Here is a 15,324-nt window from a genome sequence, read left to right as displayed (position 1 = left end):
TACAAGAAGCCTGGATTTCCAGGCTTCTTCGTTATGGGGCCATGCCCTGTTAAACCTGAGTTGAAAGAGACGGAGTGAGTTATGGCTGGTCATTCCAAATGGGCCAACATCAAGCACCGCAAAGGGCGCCAGGACGCCAAGCGCGGCAAGATATTCACCAAACTGATTCGCGAGCTGACCGTGGCGGCCAAACATGGCGGTCCGGTTCCGGCGGACAATCCGCGCCTGCGTCTGGCGGTGGACAAGGCGCTGACTGCCAACATGTCCCGCGAGGTGATCGACCGAGCCATCGCGCGCGGCGCCGGCAACACGGAAGCCGACAACATGACCGAGCTGAGCTACGAGGGCTACGCGCCCAGTGGCGTGGCGATCATCGTCGAGGCCATGACCGACAACCGCAATCGCACTGCCGCCGAGGTGCGCCATGCCTTCACCAAGTGTGGCGGCAACCTCGGCACTGATGGTTCCGTGGCCTATATGTTCGACCGCAAGGGGCAGATCAGCTTCGCCCCGGGCGTGGATGAAGACGCGCTTATGGAGGCGGCTCTGGAGGCGGGTGCCGATGACGTGGAGATGGGCGAGGACGGCTCGGCGCTTGTGTCGACCAGCTTCGCCGAGTTCCTGGCGGTCAACGAGGCGCTGAACGCGGCGGGTTTCAAGGGTGAGGAGGCCGAGGTGGCGATGGTGCCGTCCATCAGCGCACCGATTGCCGATCTCGACACGGCCAAGAAGGTGCTCAAGCTGATCGACATGCTGGAAGATCTGGACGACGTGCAGAACGTCTACCACAACGCCGAGATCCCGGACGAGATCATGGAGCAGCTGGACTGATTGCGGCTGTGTTACAGAAGCCGGAAGTCGCCTCAGGCGCTTCCGGCTTTTTTATATCGGTGCCACTCCGTATACTCGCGGCTGGATAAATAGACAGTATGCCGGCCTTGGCCGGTTATGGAGTGCGCGGCGGCATGACCCTGATTCTTGGCATCGATCCCGGCTCGCGCATCACTGGCTATGGCGTGGTGCGCGATACCGGTCGCGGTTGCGAATATGTGGCTTCGGGCTGCATTCGCACAGGCGACGGCGCCTTGCCGGATCGCTTGCAGAAGGTGTTTCGCGGTGTCAGCGAGGTGATTCGTCTGCACGGCCCGGTAACCATGGGCATCGAACAGGTGTTCATGGCCAAGAATGCCGACTCGGCGCTCAAGCTGGGCCAGGCCCGTGGCGCGGCTATCGTCGCCGGCATCGAGGCAGGGCTGGATGTCAGCGAGTACACCGCCAGCCAGGTCAAGCAGGCTATCGCCGGCACCGGTGGGGCGGACAAACAGCAGGTGATGATGATGGTCATGCATCTGCTCAAGCTGGTGCAGAAGCCGCAGATCGACGCCTCCGACGCCCTGGCCATTGCCCTCTGTCATGCCCACCACCGACAAAGCCTGATTCCCCACGGCCTGCTTGGCGCCAAGCGCCGTAGCGGTCGTCTGCGCTTATAGAAGAAGGAAGCGAACCCGTGATCGGACGCCTGAAAGGCACTTTGGCGGAAAAGCAGCCGCCGCATCTGGTTCTCGATGTGAATGGCGTCGGCTACGAACTGGAAGTGCCGATGACCACCCTGTATCGCCTGCCTTCGGTCGGCGAGCCGGTGACCTTGCACACCCACCTGGTGGTGCGCGAGGACGCCCATCTGCTCTACGGCTTCTTCGAGAAGCGCGAGCGCGAGCTGTTTCGCGAACTGATCCGCTTGAATGGCGTCGGGCCCAAGCTGGCCCTGGCGTTGATGTCCGGGCTGGAGGTGGACGAGCTGGTGCGCTGTGTGCAGGCTCAGGACACCTCGACCCTGGTGAAGATCCCCGGTGTCGGCAAGAAGACCGCCGAGCGCCTGCTGGTCGAGCTCAAGGATCGCTTCAAGGCCTGGGAAAGCATGCCGACCATCGCCCCGCTGGTGGTGGAACCTCGCGCCGGTGTGGCAGTCTCAAGCGCGGAGAGCGATGCCCTGAGTGCATTGATCGCCCTCGGCTTCAAGCCGCAGGAGGCCAGCAAGGCCGTGGCGGCGATCAAGGAAGACGGGTTGAGCAGCGAAGAAATGATCCGCCGCGCCCTGAAAGGAATGGTGTAACCCGCGATGATCGAAGCCGACCGCCTGATCACAGCCAGTAGTCGTGACCGCGACGAGCAGCTCGACCGCGCCATTCGTCCGCTCAAACTGGCCGAGTACATCGGCCAGCCCGTGGTGCGCGAGCAGATGGAACTGTTCATCCAGGCCGCCAAGAATCGCCAGGAAGCGCTGGACCATACCCTGATCTTCGGTCCGCCGGGTCTGGGCAAGACCACCTTGGCCAATATCATCGCCCAGGAGATGGGCGTATCGATCAAGAGCACTTCGGGCCCGGTGCTGGAGCGCCCTGGCGATCTGGCCGCGCTGCTGACTAACCTGGAAGCCGGCGACGTGCTGTTCGTCGACGAGATCCATCGCCTGTCACCGGTGGTCGAGGAAGTCCTGTATCCGGCCATGGAGGACTTCCAGCTCGACATCATGATCGGTGAAGGTCCCGCGGCGCGCTCGATCAAGCTCGACCTGCCACCCTTTACTCTGGTTGGCGCCACCACCCGTGCCGGCATGCTGACCAATCCGCTGCGTGACCGCTTCGGTATCGTGCAGCGCCTGGAGTTCTACTCCAGCGCCGATCTGGCAACCATCGTGACCCGCTCTGCCGGAATTCTTGGTTTGCCCATCCATGCCGAGGGCGCCTTCGAGATCGCCCGTCGCGCCCGTGGCACGCCGCGCATTGCCAACCGCCTGTTGCGCCGCGTACGTGATTTCGCCGAGGTGCGTGCCACCGGGCAGATCAGCCGGGCAGTGGCCGACCAGGCGCTGAACATGCTGGATGTGGATGAACGTGGCTTCGACCACCAGGATAGGCGTCTACTGCTGGCCATGATCGACAAGTTCGACGGCGGGCCGGTGGGTATCGATAACCTGGCGGCAGCCATCGGCGAAGAGCGCGGCACCATTGAGGATGTGCTCGAGCCCTACCTGATTCAGCAGGGCTACATCATGCGCACGCCGCGGGGCAGGGTGGTGACTCGTCATGCCTACCTGCACTTCGGCCTTAACCTGCCCAAGCGCTTGCTCGACGTGCCGACAACGGACCTGTTCGCAGCAGACGACGAGTAACAAAAAATAGTTGCCGACCCCGATTGGCAACCCATGGAGCTAGCACTAGAGTATGCGCGCACAAAACGAGGCCAAGCCTTTTACCCACCGCTGTCGGGTTTATTTCGAAGACACCGACGCCGGCGGCATTGTCTACTACGTCAATTACCTCAAGTTCATGGAGCGGGCTCGCACAGAATGCTTGCGGCACCTGGGTTTCGCCCAGTCGCAGCTGGCTGGCGAGAACCTGCTGTTCGTCGTGCATTCCGCCGAAGCGCGTTATCACGCGCCGGCCAAGCTGGACGACGAGTTGGTTATCAGTGCCGAGGTGATGGAGTTGAACCGTGCCAGCCTGCGTTTCCGTCAACAGGTACGACGGGCTGCGGATGACGTGCTGCTCTGCGAGGGGCAGTTCCTGGTGGCGTGTGTGCGTGCCGACAATTTGAAACCCCGCGCCATCCCCGAGGTCCTTCGTACGGCCTTCGCCGGCGCGGTTTCCGTTCCAGTAGGAGAGTAAGCGTGGAAGCAGCCAACGCCGTTGACCATATGTCGATGTGGAGCCTGATCAGCAACGCCAGTTTCGTGGTGCAGCTGGTCATGCTGGTTCTGGTGGCCGCCTCGGTCACTTCGTGGATCATGATCTTCCAGCGCAGCACCATGCTGCGTGCGGCGAAAAAGTCGCTGGAAGTGTTCGAAGAGCGCTTCTGGTCGGGCATCGATCTGTCCAAACTGTACCGTCAGGCGGGTAGCAACCCGGACCCGGACTGCGGCGTGGAGCAGATCTTCCGTGCCGGCTTCAAGGAATTCTCCCGTCTGCGTCAGCAGTCCGGGGTCGACCCGGATGCGGTCATGGATGGCGTGGCGCGTGCCATGCGTGTGGCCATCTCGCGTGAGGAAGAGAAGCTGGAAACCAGCCTGCCGTTCCTCGCTACCGTCGGCTCCACCAGCCCCTACATCGGTCTGTTTGGTACGGTGTGGGGCATCATGAACTCCTTCCGCGGTCTGGCGCAGGTGCAGCAGGCAACTCTGGCCACCGTGGCGCCGGGTATTGCCGAGGCGTTGATCGCCACGGCTATCGGCCTGTTCGCGGCGATCCCGGCGGTCATCGCCTACAACCGCTTTTCCGCGCAGGGCGAGCGCCTGATCGGCCGCTACTACACCTTTGCCGACGAGTTCCAGGCGATCCTGCACCGCAAAGTGCATACCTCGGAAGACTGAGGCTCAGCCCATGGCCAGAATTCGCAACAGACGCAAGCCAGTCGCCGAGATGAACGTCGTACCTTATATCGACGTGATGCTGGTGCTGCTGGTGATCTTCATGGTGACCGCGCCGATGCTCAACCAGGGCGTCAAGGTCGACCTGCCCAAGGTTTCCAGCGAGGTGCTGCCGCAGGACAACAACGCCCGCGTGCTGACCATTTCGATCAAGGCCGACAAGACCTACTACTGGAACATGGGCGAGGAAGTCGACCCGGATCAGAGTAAGGCCAGTGAAACGGCGACCGAGCTGCCCGCACTGGTGCAGACGGTGGGGGCCATCCTCAATCAGAACGCCAGCCAGGGTAAGAAGGTGCAGGTCTTCGTGCGGGGCGACAAGTCCGTCGACTACGGTTCGGTCATGGCCGTGATGGGCGGTTTGCAGCAGGCCGGCGTGGGTAACGTCGGGCTGATCACCGAGGCGCCCTGATGCAGCAGCAGAGCACACGCTCCTCCTCGGAAAGCTATTTCTGGCCAACCATCTGGGCCGTGGCTCTGCACGCCCTGATGTTCGCCATGCTGTTCGTCAGCTTCCATTTCGCGCCAGAACTGCCGCCGGCCAAACCTATCGTCCAGGCAACGCTCTATCAGCTCAAGTCGCAAAGCCAGGCGACCACCCAGACCAACCAGAAGATCGCCGGCGAAGCCAAGAAGACGGCGGCTCGCCAGTACGAGGCCGAGCAGCTGGAGGCCAAGAAGGAAGAGCAGCAGAAACAACAGGCTGCGGAACAAAAGAAAGCTGAAGCGGCCAAACAGGCCGAGGCAGCGAAAAAACAGGCTGAGGCCAAGAAAGCCGAAGAGGCCAAGAAAGCCGAAGAGGCGAAGAAGGTCGAGCAGAAGAAGCAGGCCGAAATCGCCAAGAAGAAGGCCGAGGACGAGAAGAAGAAGGCGGCGGAGGAGGCCAAGAAGAAGGCCTACGAGGCGCAGAAGAAAAAAGCCGAGGAGGCCAAGAAAAAGGCCGAGGCGGACAAGAAACGTAAAGCCGCAGAGGCTGCGCGCAAGGCTGCGGAAGAGAAGAAGGCGCAGGCGCTGGCCGAGCTGCTCTCGGATACCACCGAGCGTCAGCAGGCCGTGGCCGATGAGATCGGCGATCAGGTTTCCGGCAACTATGATGATCTGATTCGCCAACTGGTCTCGCAGAACTGGAGTCGTCCACCGTCGGCGCGTAACGGCATGAGTGTCATGGTGCAGATCAACATGTTGCCCGATGGCACCATTACCAATGCGACGGTAGCGCGCTCCAGCGGCGATGCCGCTTTCGACAGTTCGGCGGTGACGGCGGTGCGTAACGTTGGCCGCATACCCGAGATGAGCGGCATGAGCCCAAGCGATTTCAATGCCTACCGTTCGTTCAAGATGACCTTTACCCCAGAGGATCTGGATCTGTGATCACTAAGTTTCGAGGCCTGCTGCTCCTGCTCTGCTGTGCTGCCAGTCTGGCCATGGCTGAGGAAAAGAATATCCTGGTGACCAGTGGCGCTGACCGCGCCATCCCGATCGCCGTTGTGCCGTTCGGCTGGCAAGGCGGTACTGTGCTGCCGGAAGACCTGGCCACCGTTATTGGTAACGACCTGCGCAATACCGGCATGTACGAGCCTATCCCGCGGCAGAACATGATCAGTCTGCCGACCTCGGCGGCTGAGATCATTTATCGCGATTGGCAGGCCCTCGGTGCCCAGTACGTGATGGTCGGCAGCATTGCCGCCAATGGCGCGCGTCTGCAGGCGCAGTACGCGCTGTTCAACGTGGCGACCCAGCAGCAGGTGATGGCCGGTACCGTCGGCGGTACCACCGACCAGCTGCGCGATATGGCGCACTACGCGGCGGACCAGGCATTCGAGAAACTCACCGGGGTCAAGGGCGCGTTCTCCACCAAGATGCTCTACGTCACTGCCGAGCGTTTCGGCGTTAACAACACTCGCTTCACTCTGCAGCGCTCCGACTACGACGGCGCGCGCGGCGTAACCCTGCTGCAGTCGCGTGAGCCGATCCTGTCGCCGCGTTACGCACCGGATGGTCGGCGTATCGCCTATGTGTCGTTTGAGCAGCGCCGTCCGCGCATCTTCATTCAGCACATCGACACCGGCCGCCGCGAGCAGATCACCAACTTCGAGGGCCTCAATGGCGCCCCGGCGTTTTCGCCGGATGGCAACCGTCTGGCATTCGTGTTGTCCAAGGACGGCAACCCGGAGATCTATGTGATGGATCTGGCCAGTCGCCAACTGCAGCGAGTGACCAATCACTACGCCATCGATACCGAGCCTTTCTGGGGCAAGGATGGCAAGACTCTGTATTTCACCAGCGACCGTGCCGGCAAACCGCAGATCTATAAGCAGAGCATTTATGGCGGCAATGCCGAACGGGTGACATTTAAGGGGAACTACAATGCCAACCCGAAGCTATCGGCGGACGAGAAGACCCTGGTGATGATTCACCGTCAGGACGGTTTCACTAACTTCAAAGTGGCTGCTCAGGACCTGGTTACCAGCCGTTTGCGCATCCTTTCGGAGACCAGTCTGGATGATTCGCCCACTGTTGCGCCAAATGGCGTCATGCTAATCTACGCCACCCGCCAGCAGGGCCGGGGAGTCTTGATGCTCGTGTCCACCAATGGGCGCGTTAGGCTCCCAATTCCTACCGCTCAAGGCGATGTCCGAGAGCCTTCGTGGTCCCCATACCTGAACTGATGCGGTAATCAGAACCAACACCTTTCTAAACACACCTGGGATCATTAGGAGTCCATTATGGATATGCTTAAATTCGGCAAATTTGCTGCTCTGAGTCTGGCTCTGGCCGTAGCTGTAGGTTGCTCCTCCAAAGGCGGCGACACCTCCGGCGAAGGCGCGGTAGACCCGAACGCTGGCTACGACGCCAACGCCAACGGCGTTGACGGTGCAATGAGCGAAGAAGCTGCTCTGCGCGCCATCACCACCTTCTACTTCGAGTACGACAGCTCCGACCTGAAGCCGGAAGCCATGCGCGCTCTGGACGTACACGCCAAGGACCTGAAAGGCAACGGCGCTCGCGTCGTTCTGGAAGGCCACACCGACGAGCGCGGCACCCGCGAGTACAACATGGCTCTGGGCGAGCGTCGTGCCAAGGCCGTTCAGCGCTACCTGGTACTGCAGGGCGTTTCCCCGGCTCAGCTGGAGCTGGTGTCCTACGGTGAAGAGCGTCCGGTTGCTACCGGCAGCGACGAGTCCTCCTGGGCTCAGAACCGCCGCGTCGAACTGCGCAAGTAATTCGCCATGCATAAGTGCCCTCGTATTCTGACCTCTCTGGTACTGGCCCTGCCGCTTGCGGCGCTGGCCGAGGTTCCTGTGGTGGACGGCAGTGCCGGTTACGGCAGCAGCTACCCACCAGCCGGTTATGGTACGAGTGGCGCCTACGCCGGGGGAGGGGTTGCGACTCCGACCTCGGCGCAGGGTGAGCTGTTCATGCAGCTGCAGCAGATGCAATCCGAGATTGCCCAGCTGCGCGGCATGGTTGAAGAACAGCAGAACGAGATTCAACGCCTCAAGCAGGAAAGCCTGGCGCGTTATCAGGATCTCGATGGCCGCCTGCAAGGCGGTGCAGCCGGTGCTCAGGCACCTGCCCAGAATTCTCCTGCCGGTGGCGCGATCAACGCCGCCGGCACTCCCGCCGCGCCGAGCCAGCAGGCTCCGGCGAGCAATGAACCCGCCGATCCGGCGAAGGAAAAGCTGTACTACGACGCTGCCTTCGATCTGATCAAGGCCAAGGACTTCGACAAGGCCAGCCAGGCCTTCGACGGTTTCCTGCGCAAGTTCCCCAAGAGTCAGTACGCTGGCAATGCACAGTACTGGCTGGGCGAGGTCAACTTGGCCAAGGGCGATCTGCAAGCTGCCGGCCGTGCCTTTGCACTGGTCAGCGCCAATTATCCCACCCATGCCAAGGTCCCGGACTCACTGTTCAAGCTGGCCGATGTCGAGCAGCGCATGGGTAACACGGCCAATGCCAAGGGCATCCTGCAGCAGCTGATCGCTCAGTACCCCGGTACCTCGGCGGCACAGCTGGCGCAGCGCGACCTGCAGCGCCTGCCCTAAATACGCTGACGGATCCGCAAGCCCGCGCCAGCCGCGGGCTTTTTTGTGCCTGGCTCTTTGTGGCGCTGTCCGCTGGTCGTCGCATGCACTCCGTTAACCATGTCTGCTGGGGTGTTTTCGTTTAGAATCGCCGCCCCGAATCACCCGCAACGGAGGCGGATGGCCTGTTTCGCCGTCACGCCCGGTGCTCATATGCAAGAAACCCTGCGCATTACCGAGATTTTCTACTCGTTGCAGGGCGAGACGCGTACCAGTGGTCTGCCCACGGTATTCGTTCGCCTGACCGGCTGCCCGTTGCGCTGCCAGTACTGCGACACCGCCTATGCCTTCAATGGCGGCGAGCTCATGACTCTGGACGCTATCTGCGCGCAGATTGCCAGCTACAAGCCGCGGTATGTCTGCGTCACCGGCGGCGAGCCGCTGGCCCAGCCGAACTGCATTCCCCTGCTTGAGCGCCTCTGCGACGCCGGTTACCAGGTGTCACTGGAGACCAGTGGTGCCATGGATATCGCACCGACTGACCGGCGCGTCAGTCGTGTGGTCGATCTGAAGACACCGGGCTCCGCGGAAGTCTCGCGCAACCTGTACAGCAACATGCATGAGCTGACTCGCAACGACCAGGTCAAGTTCGTGATCTGTTCACGAGAGGACTACGACTGGGCTGTGTCCAAACTGATCGAGTATCGCCTCGACGAGCGGGCCGGCGAGGTGCTGTTCTCGCCCAGTCACCAACAGGTGAGTGCGCGTGAGTTGGCCGAGTGGATAGTCGCAGACAATTTGCCGGTGCGTTTCCAGATGCAGTTGCACAAGATTCTGTGGAATGACGAGCCCGGACACTGAGGAGGGTAGTGATATGAGCGACAAGAAAGCCGTGGTGCTGCTCTCGGGTGGCCTGGATTCCGCGACCATCCTGGCGCAGGCCAAAGCAGCAGGTTTCGCCTGCTACAGCATGGGCTTCGATTATGGTCAGCGTCATCGTGCCGAACTGCAGGCGGCCGAGCGGGTAGCGGCCCAGTTGGGTGTGGTCGAGCACAAGGTGATCGGCCTCGACCTCAACGGCATTGGTGGCTCGGCCCTGACTGACACATCCATCGATGTACCCGAGGCGCCGACCGAAGGCATTCCGGTGACCTACGTGCCGGCACGCAATACTGTCTTCCTCTCCCTGGCGCTGGGCTGGGCCGAGGTGCTGGGTGCACGAGATATCTTCATCGGGGTCAATGCGGTGGACTATTCGGGTTATCCGGATTGCCGGCCGGCTTTCATCGAGGCTTTCGAGCGGATGGCCAACCTGGCGACTCGCGCGGGTGTCGAGGGCGATGGCTTCCGTATCCAGGCGCCGCTGCAGAACCTGAGCAAGGCGCAGATCGTCGAGGTTGGGCTGCGTCATGGCGTGGATTACAGTCTGACTGTGTCCTGCTACCAGGCCGACGATCAAGGGCGTGCCTGTGGCAAGTGCGACAGCTGTCGCCTGCGTGCGGCCGGTTTTGCCGCAGCTGGCGTGGCGGACCCGACCCGATATCGCTAATTTTCTTGTGGGGTGTTGATTTCCTGAATTAAATCAGTATTATACGCCCCGCGTTGGGTCGTTAGCTCAGTTGGTAGAGCAGTTGGCTTTTAACCAATTGGTCGTAGGTTCGAATCCTACACGACCCACCAAATCGCAAAAGCCAGTCGCAAGACTGGCTTTTTTTTGCCCTCGGAAAAGCCTTCTGCCGATGTTGTGCCCGGCCAGCGCTGCTGGGGGCGGAGGGCTGGGTGATATACTCGCCGCTCGCCAAAGAGCGCCCGCAGGTCTGATGATATGACGCATATTTCCGAACGCCTTCTGGTTCAGGCTCATCTCGACGCCAAGCAACCGGTGGCACTGACGCCAGAGCAGGAAGCCTTCTACCGCAACGAGATCGCTGCGGAGCTGAAGAAGCAGAATGCCGTGCTGGTGGCCCACTACTATTGCGATCCGGTGATCCAGGCCTTGGCCGAGGAAACCGGTGGTTGTGTGTCCGACTCTCTGGAAATGGCTCGCTTCGGCAACCAGCACGCGGCGCAAACCGTGGTGGTGGCCGGAGTCAAGTTCATGGGCGAGACGGCGAAGATCCTCAATCCGGAAAAGCGCGTGCTGATGCCGACCCTGGATGCCACCTGCTCGCTGGACCTGGGCTGTCCGGTGGACGAGTTCTCGGCGTTCTGTGATCAGCACCCGGACCGCACGGTGGTGGTCTACGCCAACACCTCGGCGGCGGTAAAGGCACGTGCCGACTGGGTGGTGACGTCCAGCTGCGCACTGGAGATCGTCGAGAGCCTGATGGACAACGGCGAGAAGATTCTCTGGGCGCCGGATCAGCACCTGGGGCGTTATATCCAGCGTGAAACCGGCGCCGACATGCTGCTGTGGGACGGTGCCTGCATCGTTCACGAAGAGTTCAAGGCCAAGCAGCTGGAAGACATGAAGGCGCTGTATCCGGACGCGGCCGTGCTGGTGCATCCGGAGTCGCCGGAAGCGGTGATCGAGCTGGCCGATGCGGTGGGTTCCACCAGTCAGCTGATCAAGGCGGCGCAGACCCTGCCGAACAAGACCTTCATTGTCGCGACCGATCGCGGCATCTTCTACAAGATGCAGCAGCTGTGTCCGGACAAGGAGTTCGTCGAGGCGCCGACCGCCGGCAACGGCGCGGCCTGTCGCAGCTGTGCGCATTGTCCGTGGATGGCCATGAATACCCTGCAGCGTACCCTGCAGTGCCTGCGCGAAGGCAGCAACGAGATTCTCGTCGAGCCGGCATTGATTCCGCGCGCAGTGCGCCCGCTCAAGCGCATGCTGGACTTCACCCAGGCGGCGCGGATGAAACTGAGCGGCAATGCCTGATAGCGGTCGCAATAAAAAGCCCGGCGTATAGCCGGGCTTTTTTTGTCTGCGGCCTTTAGCGCAGCATCTTGTCGATGGCCCTTTTCTCGTCCTGGATTTCCTGCTGGCGTGCGTCGATGCGTGCGGCCATGGGGAAGTTGCTGCTGGCGCGACGCTTGGCCAGGTCGAGCTGTTCCAGAGCCTGATCGTAATCGCCGACCAGGGCGAAGAACTCGGCGCGGGCTCGATGCAGGCCGATGATGTTGCCGGTCAGGCCGCGTACTTCGGCGACCTGGTACCAGACGTCCGGGTCGTTGTCGCGTTGTTTGAGGAGTTGATCGAGCGCCGCTTCGGCTTGCTTGTTCTGCCCCTGCTTGAGCATCAGGTCGATGCGAGCCTGCTCCAGCGGGTAGCTTTCCGGATACAGGCCGCGCATGCGTTCGATGCGTTGGCGGGCCTCGCCCAGGCGCCTGGTGGCTGTGTCCACATCGACCATGGCCAGGTTGTAGGCCAGTTCGTCCGGGGCCTTGGCCAGCAGGCCGTCCAGCTCCTTGCGTGCGGCTTCGGCTTGTCCGCCCTTGATCTGGGCGATGGCCAGGCCGTAGTGAGCGGCTTCCAATGTCGGGTCGGTGTCGAGCATGGCGCGGAAACGCTTGGCGGCAATGCCGGGAGTCTCCTCGAAGATCAGTTGCACCCGGGCGCGCATCAGCTGGTATTGCAGGCTGTTCTCGATACCGCCGGCGGGGAATTGCTCGGCGCGGTTGCGCGTGTCGGCGATACGCGACTCGGTGACCGGGTGAGTGAGGAGGAATTCCGGCGGTCGCGAGTCGTAGCGGTACTGGCGCATCAGCAACTCGAACATCTTCGGCATGGCGCGCGGATCGTAGCCGGCTTTTTTCAGGTTGAGCAGGCCGATGCGGTCGGCCTCCTGTTCGTTCTGTCTGGAGAAACGGCGTTGCTCCTGAATGGCAGCGGCCTGGGCGCCCATCATGGTGGCGATACCGGCGTCGCCAGCGCCGGCGGCGGCAGCCACGATACCGGCCAGCATGGCGGCCATCACCGGCACCTGCATGCGCTGCTGGGCTTCGACGCCGCGGGCGAAGTGGCGTTGTGAAAGGTGCGCCAGTTCGTGGGCCATCACCGAGGCGTACTCGGCTTCGGTCTTGGCGTTGAGCAGCAGGCCGCCGTTGACCCCGACAATTCCACCGGGTGCGGCGAAGGCGTTGATCTGCGGGCTGTTGAGCAGGACGAACTCCAGCCGCTTGTCCTGCAGCTCGCTGGTTTCAGCCAGGCGGTAGACACTGGTTTCCACGAAGTCCTTGAGCTGCGGATCGGACAGCTGATCGATCTGCCCGCGCAGGATGCTCAGCCAGGCGCGACCGAGGCGGTGTTCCTGCTCGGGCGAAACGATCGAGGAGCTGGCGTCGCCCAGTGAGGGCAGGTCGTTGGCGCCGGCTGGCAGGGTCAGGCAGGCAAGGGCAAGCAGGGTCGGGCGCAGAAGATTCATGCAGAGGCTCTGGCTTGGGCAAAGCCGTTACTCTAGCTGGCCGGGTGGGCCGCTGGCCAGGCTTGTGCGGTATCCTTGCCGACCTTCGAGGAGGATGCGATGACCGATATTCCAGAGTGTGATGCCGAGCTGGATGCCAGCGGCCTCAATTGCCCGATGCCGTTGCTCAAGGCCAAGCTCGAGCTCAATCGCCTGACCAGTGGCGCGGTGCTCAAGGTGACGGCTACCGATGCCGGTTCGCAGCGCGATTTTCGGGCTTTCAGTCGATTGGCGGGGCATGCGCTGTTGCGCGAAGAGGAAGAGGGAGGAGTGTTTCGCTACTGGCTGAGGAAGGCGTGATTCATCTTTAACAGAAAGGGCCGCAAGCGCGGCCCTTGTCGTCAGTGGGCTCAGCCCTGGTGCAGGGCTTGTGCCGCAGCGAGTACCTCGTCCACATGGCCTGGCACTTTCACGCCGCGCCATTCGCGGCGCAGTACGCCTTCGGCGTCGATCAGGAAGGTGCTGCGGTCTATCCCTAAGTATTCCTTGCCATACAGCTTCTTCAGTTTGATCACGTCGAACAGCTGGCACAGGGCCTCGTCCTTGTCGCTGATCAGCTCGAAGGGAAAGGCCTGCTTGCACTTGAAGTTCTCGTGGGACTTCAGGCCGTCACGCGACACGCCGAAGATCACCGTATTGGCCGCCTGGAAGGCCGCGTGCTGGTCGCGAAAGCCCTGGCCTTCGGTGGTGCAGCCCGGTGTGCTGTCCTTGGGGTAGAAGTAGATCACCACTTGCTGGCCCTTGAGGGCGCTCAGGTTAATCTGCTGGCCGCTGGTGGCGGCGGCGCTGAAGTCGGCAACCGCTTGGTCGAGGGCTACGGCCATCGTCTGCTCCTTGTTTACGGGTTCTGTGGGCGCCAGGGTTCGATCAGTGCGTCCAGGTTGAGTGCGTCGGCGAAGTCGAGGAACTGGTCACGCAGCCAGCTGATCTGAGTGCCGGCCGGCAGGGTCACGGTAATGGTGGCATTGAGCAGCGTGCCGCCCGTCTGCGGGGCCTGGTAGGTGTCACAGGTGATGTTCTCCAGCTCTACGCGATGGTCACTGAAGAACTGGCACAGCTCGTTGAGGATGTCCGGCCGGTAGGCGCAACTGACGTAGGCCACATAGGGCAGCGAGTCGGGGCGCACATCGAGGGCGGCGCTGCGGGTCATGTTGACGCTGAACGTGTGGCGCTTGGCCAAGGCTGGCAGTGCGCCTTCCAGGCGGGCCAGCGCGTCCCAGCTGCCGCTGACCTGCAGGGTCAGCGCGCTGTACTCGCCGTGACGGGTAAGGCGACTGCTGACCACGCCGCAGCGGTTCTCCTGGGTGGCGCGACAAAGCACGCTGGTCAGCTCCATGGGGTTGGCGCCGAGGGCGCTGATGACGAGGAATTGTTCGCGAACCGGGGGGGTGGACATGCAGCTTTCCTGAGAGGAGGGGTGATCGGTACCTGAGCGGTGCCGAGCAAAGCAAGAAGGGTAGCGAAAAGCGCCGCTCAGGGGAATGCCGGGCTATGCCCTGGGGCCCGTGGGTTCGCTTGTACAACACAGGTGGCACCAGTACCATTACCGCTCTCTTTTTCCGGCAGGAGCGGTTGCATGATTTCGGGCAGCATGGTGGCACTGGTCACGCCCATGGACTCACAGGGTGGTTTGGACTGGGATGGCCTGCACAAACTGGTGGATTTCCACCTGCAGGAAGGCACCAACGCCATCGTCGCCGTGGGCACCACTGGCGAGTCCGCCACGCTGGATGTGCATGAGCATGTCGAAGTCATCCGTCGCGTAGTCGACCAGGTTGCCGGGCGTATTCCGGTCATCGCAGGTACCGGCGCCAATAGCACCCGCGAAGCGGTCGAGCTGACCCAGAACGCCAAGAGTGTTGGTGCCGACGCCTGCCTGCTGGTCACGCCTTACTACAACAAGCCGACCCAGGAAGGCCTGTATCAGCACTTCCGCCATATCGCCGAGGCTGTGGCGATTCCGCAGATTCTCTACAACGTGCCGGGCCGCACCGTCTGCGACATGCTGCCGGAGACCGTCGAGCGCCTGGCCAAGATCAGCAACATCATCGGTATCAAGGAAGCCACCGGCGACCTGCAGCGCGCCCAGGACATCCTGGATCGGGTCAGCGCCGACTTCCTGGTCTACTCCGGCGACGATGCCACCGCTGTCGAGCTGATGCTGCTGGGCGGCAAGGGCAACATTTCGGTAACGGCCAACGTCGCCCCGCGCGCGATGGCCGAGCTGTGTGCCGCCGCCATGGCCGGCGATGCCGCTACCGCTCGCGCCATCAACGAGCGCCTGATGCCGCTGCACAAGAACCTGTTCATCGAATCCAACCCGATTCCGGTGAAGTGGGCCCTGCATGAGATGGGCTTGATGGGCGACGGCATTCGTCTGCCGCTGACCTGGCTCAGCCCGCGCTGTCACGAACCGCTGCGTCAGGCCATGCGCCAGACCGGCGTCCTGGCTTAATCGAGGAAG

19 protein-coding genes and 1 tRNA gene are annotated in these 15,324 nt (G+C 62.2%); 17 read left to right on the top strand and 3 right to left on the bottom strand.

All coding sequences use genetic code 11. The features are described 5' to 3' along the window. Positions 1–81 precede the first annotated feature (81 nt). The 15 genes from AYB31_RS11040 (at position 82) to nadA (ending at position 11,335) form a co-directional block, all read left to right on the top strand. Positions 82–831, top strand: a complete 750-nt coding sequence (locus AYB31_RS11040) for a YebC/PmpR family DNA-binding transcriptional regulator (protein ID WP_068828572.1) — start codon at positions 82–84, stop codon at positions 829–831. Positions 832–965: 134 nt separating this feature from the next. Next, a complete protein-coding gene (ruvC, locus tag AYB31_RS11035) occupies positions 966–1,490 on the top strand; it encodes a crossover junction endodeoxyribonuclease RuvC (RefSeq protein ID WP_068828668.1) in 525 nt (174 codons plus the stop codon). Positions 1,491–1,507: 17 nt separating this feature from the next. Then, on the top strand, positions 1,508–2,113 hold the full coding sequence (gene ruvA / locus AYB31_RS11030; protein WP_068828570.1) for a Holliday junction branch migration protein RuvA: 606 nt from the start codon (positions 1,508–1,510) through the stop codon (positions 2,111–2,113). A 6-nt stretch (positions 2,114–2,119) separates the two neighbouring features. Next, positions 2,120–3,172, top strand: a complete 1,053-nt coding sequence (gene ruvB, locus AYB31_RS11025) for a Holliday junction branch migration DNA helicase RuvB (protein ID WP_068828568.1) — start codon at positions 2,120–2,122, stop codon at positions 3,170–3,172. Between the two features lie 52 nt (positions 3,173–3,224). Next, positions 3,225–3,668, top strand: a complete 444-nt coding sequence (gene ybgC, locus AYB31_RS11020) for a tol-pal system-associated acyl-CoA thioesterase (RefSeq protein ID WP_068828566.1) — start codon at positions 3,225–3,227, stop codon at positions 3,666–3,668. Between the two features lie 29 nt (positions 3,669–3,697). Further along, positions 3,698–4,369, top strand: coding sequence for a protein TolQ (tolQ, locus tag AYB31_RS11015; RefSeq protein WP_068828666.1), 672 nt, complete (start codon positions 3,698–3,700; stop codon positions 4,367–4,369). Between the two features lie 10 nt (positions 4,370–4,379). After that, positions 4,380–4,838: a protein TolR gene (gene tolR / locus AYB31_RS11010; protein ID WP_068828564.1), complete on the top strand. Its 459-nt coding sequence runs from the start codon at positions 4,380–4,382 to the stop codon at positions 4,836–4,838. Further along, entirely contained in the window at positions 4,838–5,797 is a 960-nt protein-coding gene (tolA, locus tag AYB31_RS11005; protein WP_068828563.1) for a cell envelope integrity protein TolA, read from the top strand. The genes tolR and tolA overlap by 1 nt, the downstream gene beginning before the upstream one ends. A gap of 53 nt (positions 5,798–5,850) precedes the next feature. Further along, positions 5,851–7,095, top strand: a complete 1,245-nt coding sequence (gene tolB / locus AYB31_RS11000; RefSeq protein ID WP_236715541.1) for a Tol-Pal system beta propeller repeat protein TolB — start codon at positions 5,851–5,853, stop codon at positions 7,093–7,095. Between the two features lie 57 nt (positions 7,096–7,152). Next, positions 7,153–7,650, top strand: a complete 498-nt coding sequence (gene pal, locus AYB31_RS10995) for a peptidoglycan-associated lipoprotein Pal (protein WP_068828561.1) — start codon at positions 7,153–7,155, stop codon at positions 7,648–7,650. 6 nt (positions 7,651–7,656) lie between these two features. Beyond that, positions 7,657–8,472: a tol-pal system protein YbgF gene (gene ybgF, locus AYB31_RS10990; protein WP_068828560.1), complete on the top strand. Its 816-nt coding sequence runs from the start codon at positions 7,657–7,659 to the stop codon at positions 8,470–8,472. 192 nt (positions 8,473–8,664) lie between these two features. Continuing rightward, on the top strand, positions 8,665–9,312 hold the full coding sequence (gene queE, locus AYB31_RS10985; RefSeq protein ID WP_068828664.1) for a 7-carboxy-7-deazaguanine synthase QueE: 648 nt from the start codon (positions 8,665–8,667) through the stop codon (positions 9,310–9,312). A gap of 13 nt (positions 9,313–9,325) precedes the next feature. Beyond that, positions 9,326–10,000 (top strand): 7-cyano-7-deazaguanine synthase QueC, encoded by a 675-nt coding sequence (gene queC / locus AYB31_RS10980; RefSeq protein WP_068828559.1) that lies wholly within the window; start codon positions 9,326–9,328, stop codon positions 9,998–10,000. A gap of 55 nt (positions 10,001–10,055) precedes the next feature. Next, positions 10,056–10,131, top strand: a tRNA-Lys gene (locus AYB31_RS10975). Between the two features lie 145 nt (positions 10,132–10,276). Further along, positions 10,277–11,335, top strand: a complete 1,059-nt coding sequence (gene nadA, locus AYB31_RS10970; RefSeq protein WP_068828558.1) for a quinolinate synthase NadA — start codon at positions 10,277–10,279, stop codon at positions 11,333–11,335. A 55-nt stretch (positions 11,336–11,390) separates the two neighbouring features. On the opposite strand, the gene AYB31_RS10965 is transcribed toward nadA, so the two are convergent. Continuing rightward, on the bottom strand, positions 11,391–12,821 hold the full coding sequence (locus tag AYB31_RS10965) for a M48 family metalloprotease (RefSeq protein WP_068828557.1): 1,431 nt from the start codon (positions 12,819–12,821) through the stop codon (positions 11,391–11,393). Positions 12,822–12,920: 99 nt separating this feature from the next. On the opposite strand from AYB31_RS10965, the gene AYB31_RS10960 reads away from it, so the two are divergent. Beyond that, a complete protein-coding gene (locus AYB31_RS10960; RefSeq protein ID WP_068828555.1) occupies positions 12,921–13,160 on the top strand; it encodes a sulfurtransferase TusA family protein in 240 nt (79 codons plus the stop codon). A 50-nt stretch (positions 13,161–13,210) separates the two neighbouring features. On the opposite strand, the gene AYB31_RS10955 is transcribed toward AYB31_RS10960, so the two are convergent. Together AYB31_RS10955 and AYB31_RS10950 are read right to left on the bottom strand one after the other, a co-directional pair. Then, positions 13,211–13,684 (bottom strand): peroxiredoxin, encoded by a 474-nt coding sequence (locus tag AYB31_RS10955; RefSeq protein WP_068828550.1) that lies wholly within the window; start codon positions 13,682–13,684, stop codon positions 13,211–13,213. 14 nt (positions 13,685–13,698) lie between these two features. Next, positions 13,699–14,256, bottom strand: a complete 558-nt coding sequence (locus tag AYB31_RS10950) for a glycine cleavage system protein R (RefSeq protein WP_068828549.1) — start codon at positions 14,254–14,256, stop codon at positions 13,699–13,701. Between the two features lie 180 nt (positions 14,257–14,436). Here AYB31_RS10950 and dapA point away from each other — a divergent pair, with 180 nt between their 5' ends. Beyond that, positions 14,437–15,315 carry a 4-hydroxy-tetrahydrodipicolinate synthase gene (gene dapA, locus AYB31_RS10945; RefSeq protein ID WP_068828547.1) on the top strand — a complete coding sequence of 293 codons (879 nt, stop codon included), beginning with the start codon at positions 14,437–14,439 and terminating at the stop codon, positions 15,313–15,315. Positions 15,316–15,324: the final 9 nt, after the last annotated feature.

It is taken from the genome of Pseudomonas sp. BMS12, assembly GCF_001592875.1.
Classification (GTDB): Bacteria; Pseudomonadota; Gammaproteobacteria; order Pseudomonadales; family Pseudomonadaceae; genus Aquipseudomonas.
Note: the sequence above shows the minus strand (reverse complement) of the source record. Positions and strands in the feature narration are given on the sequence as shown.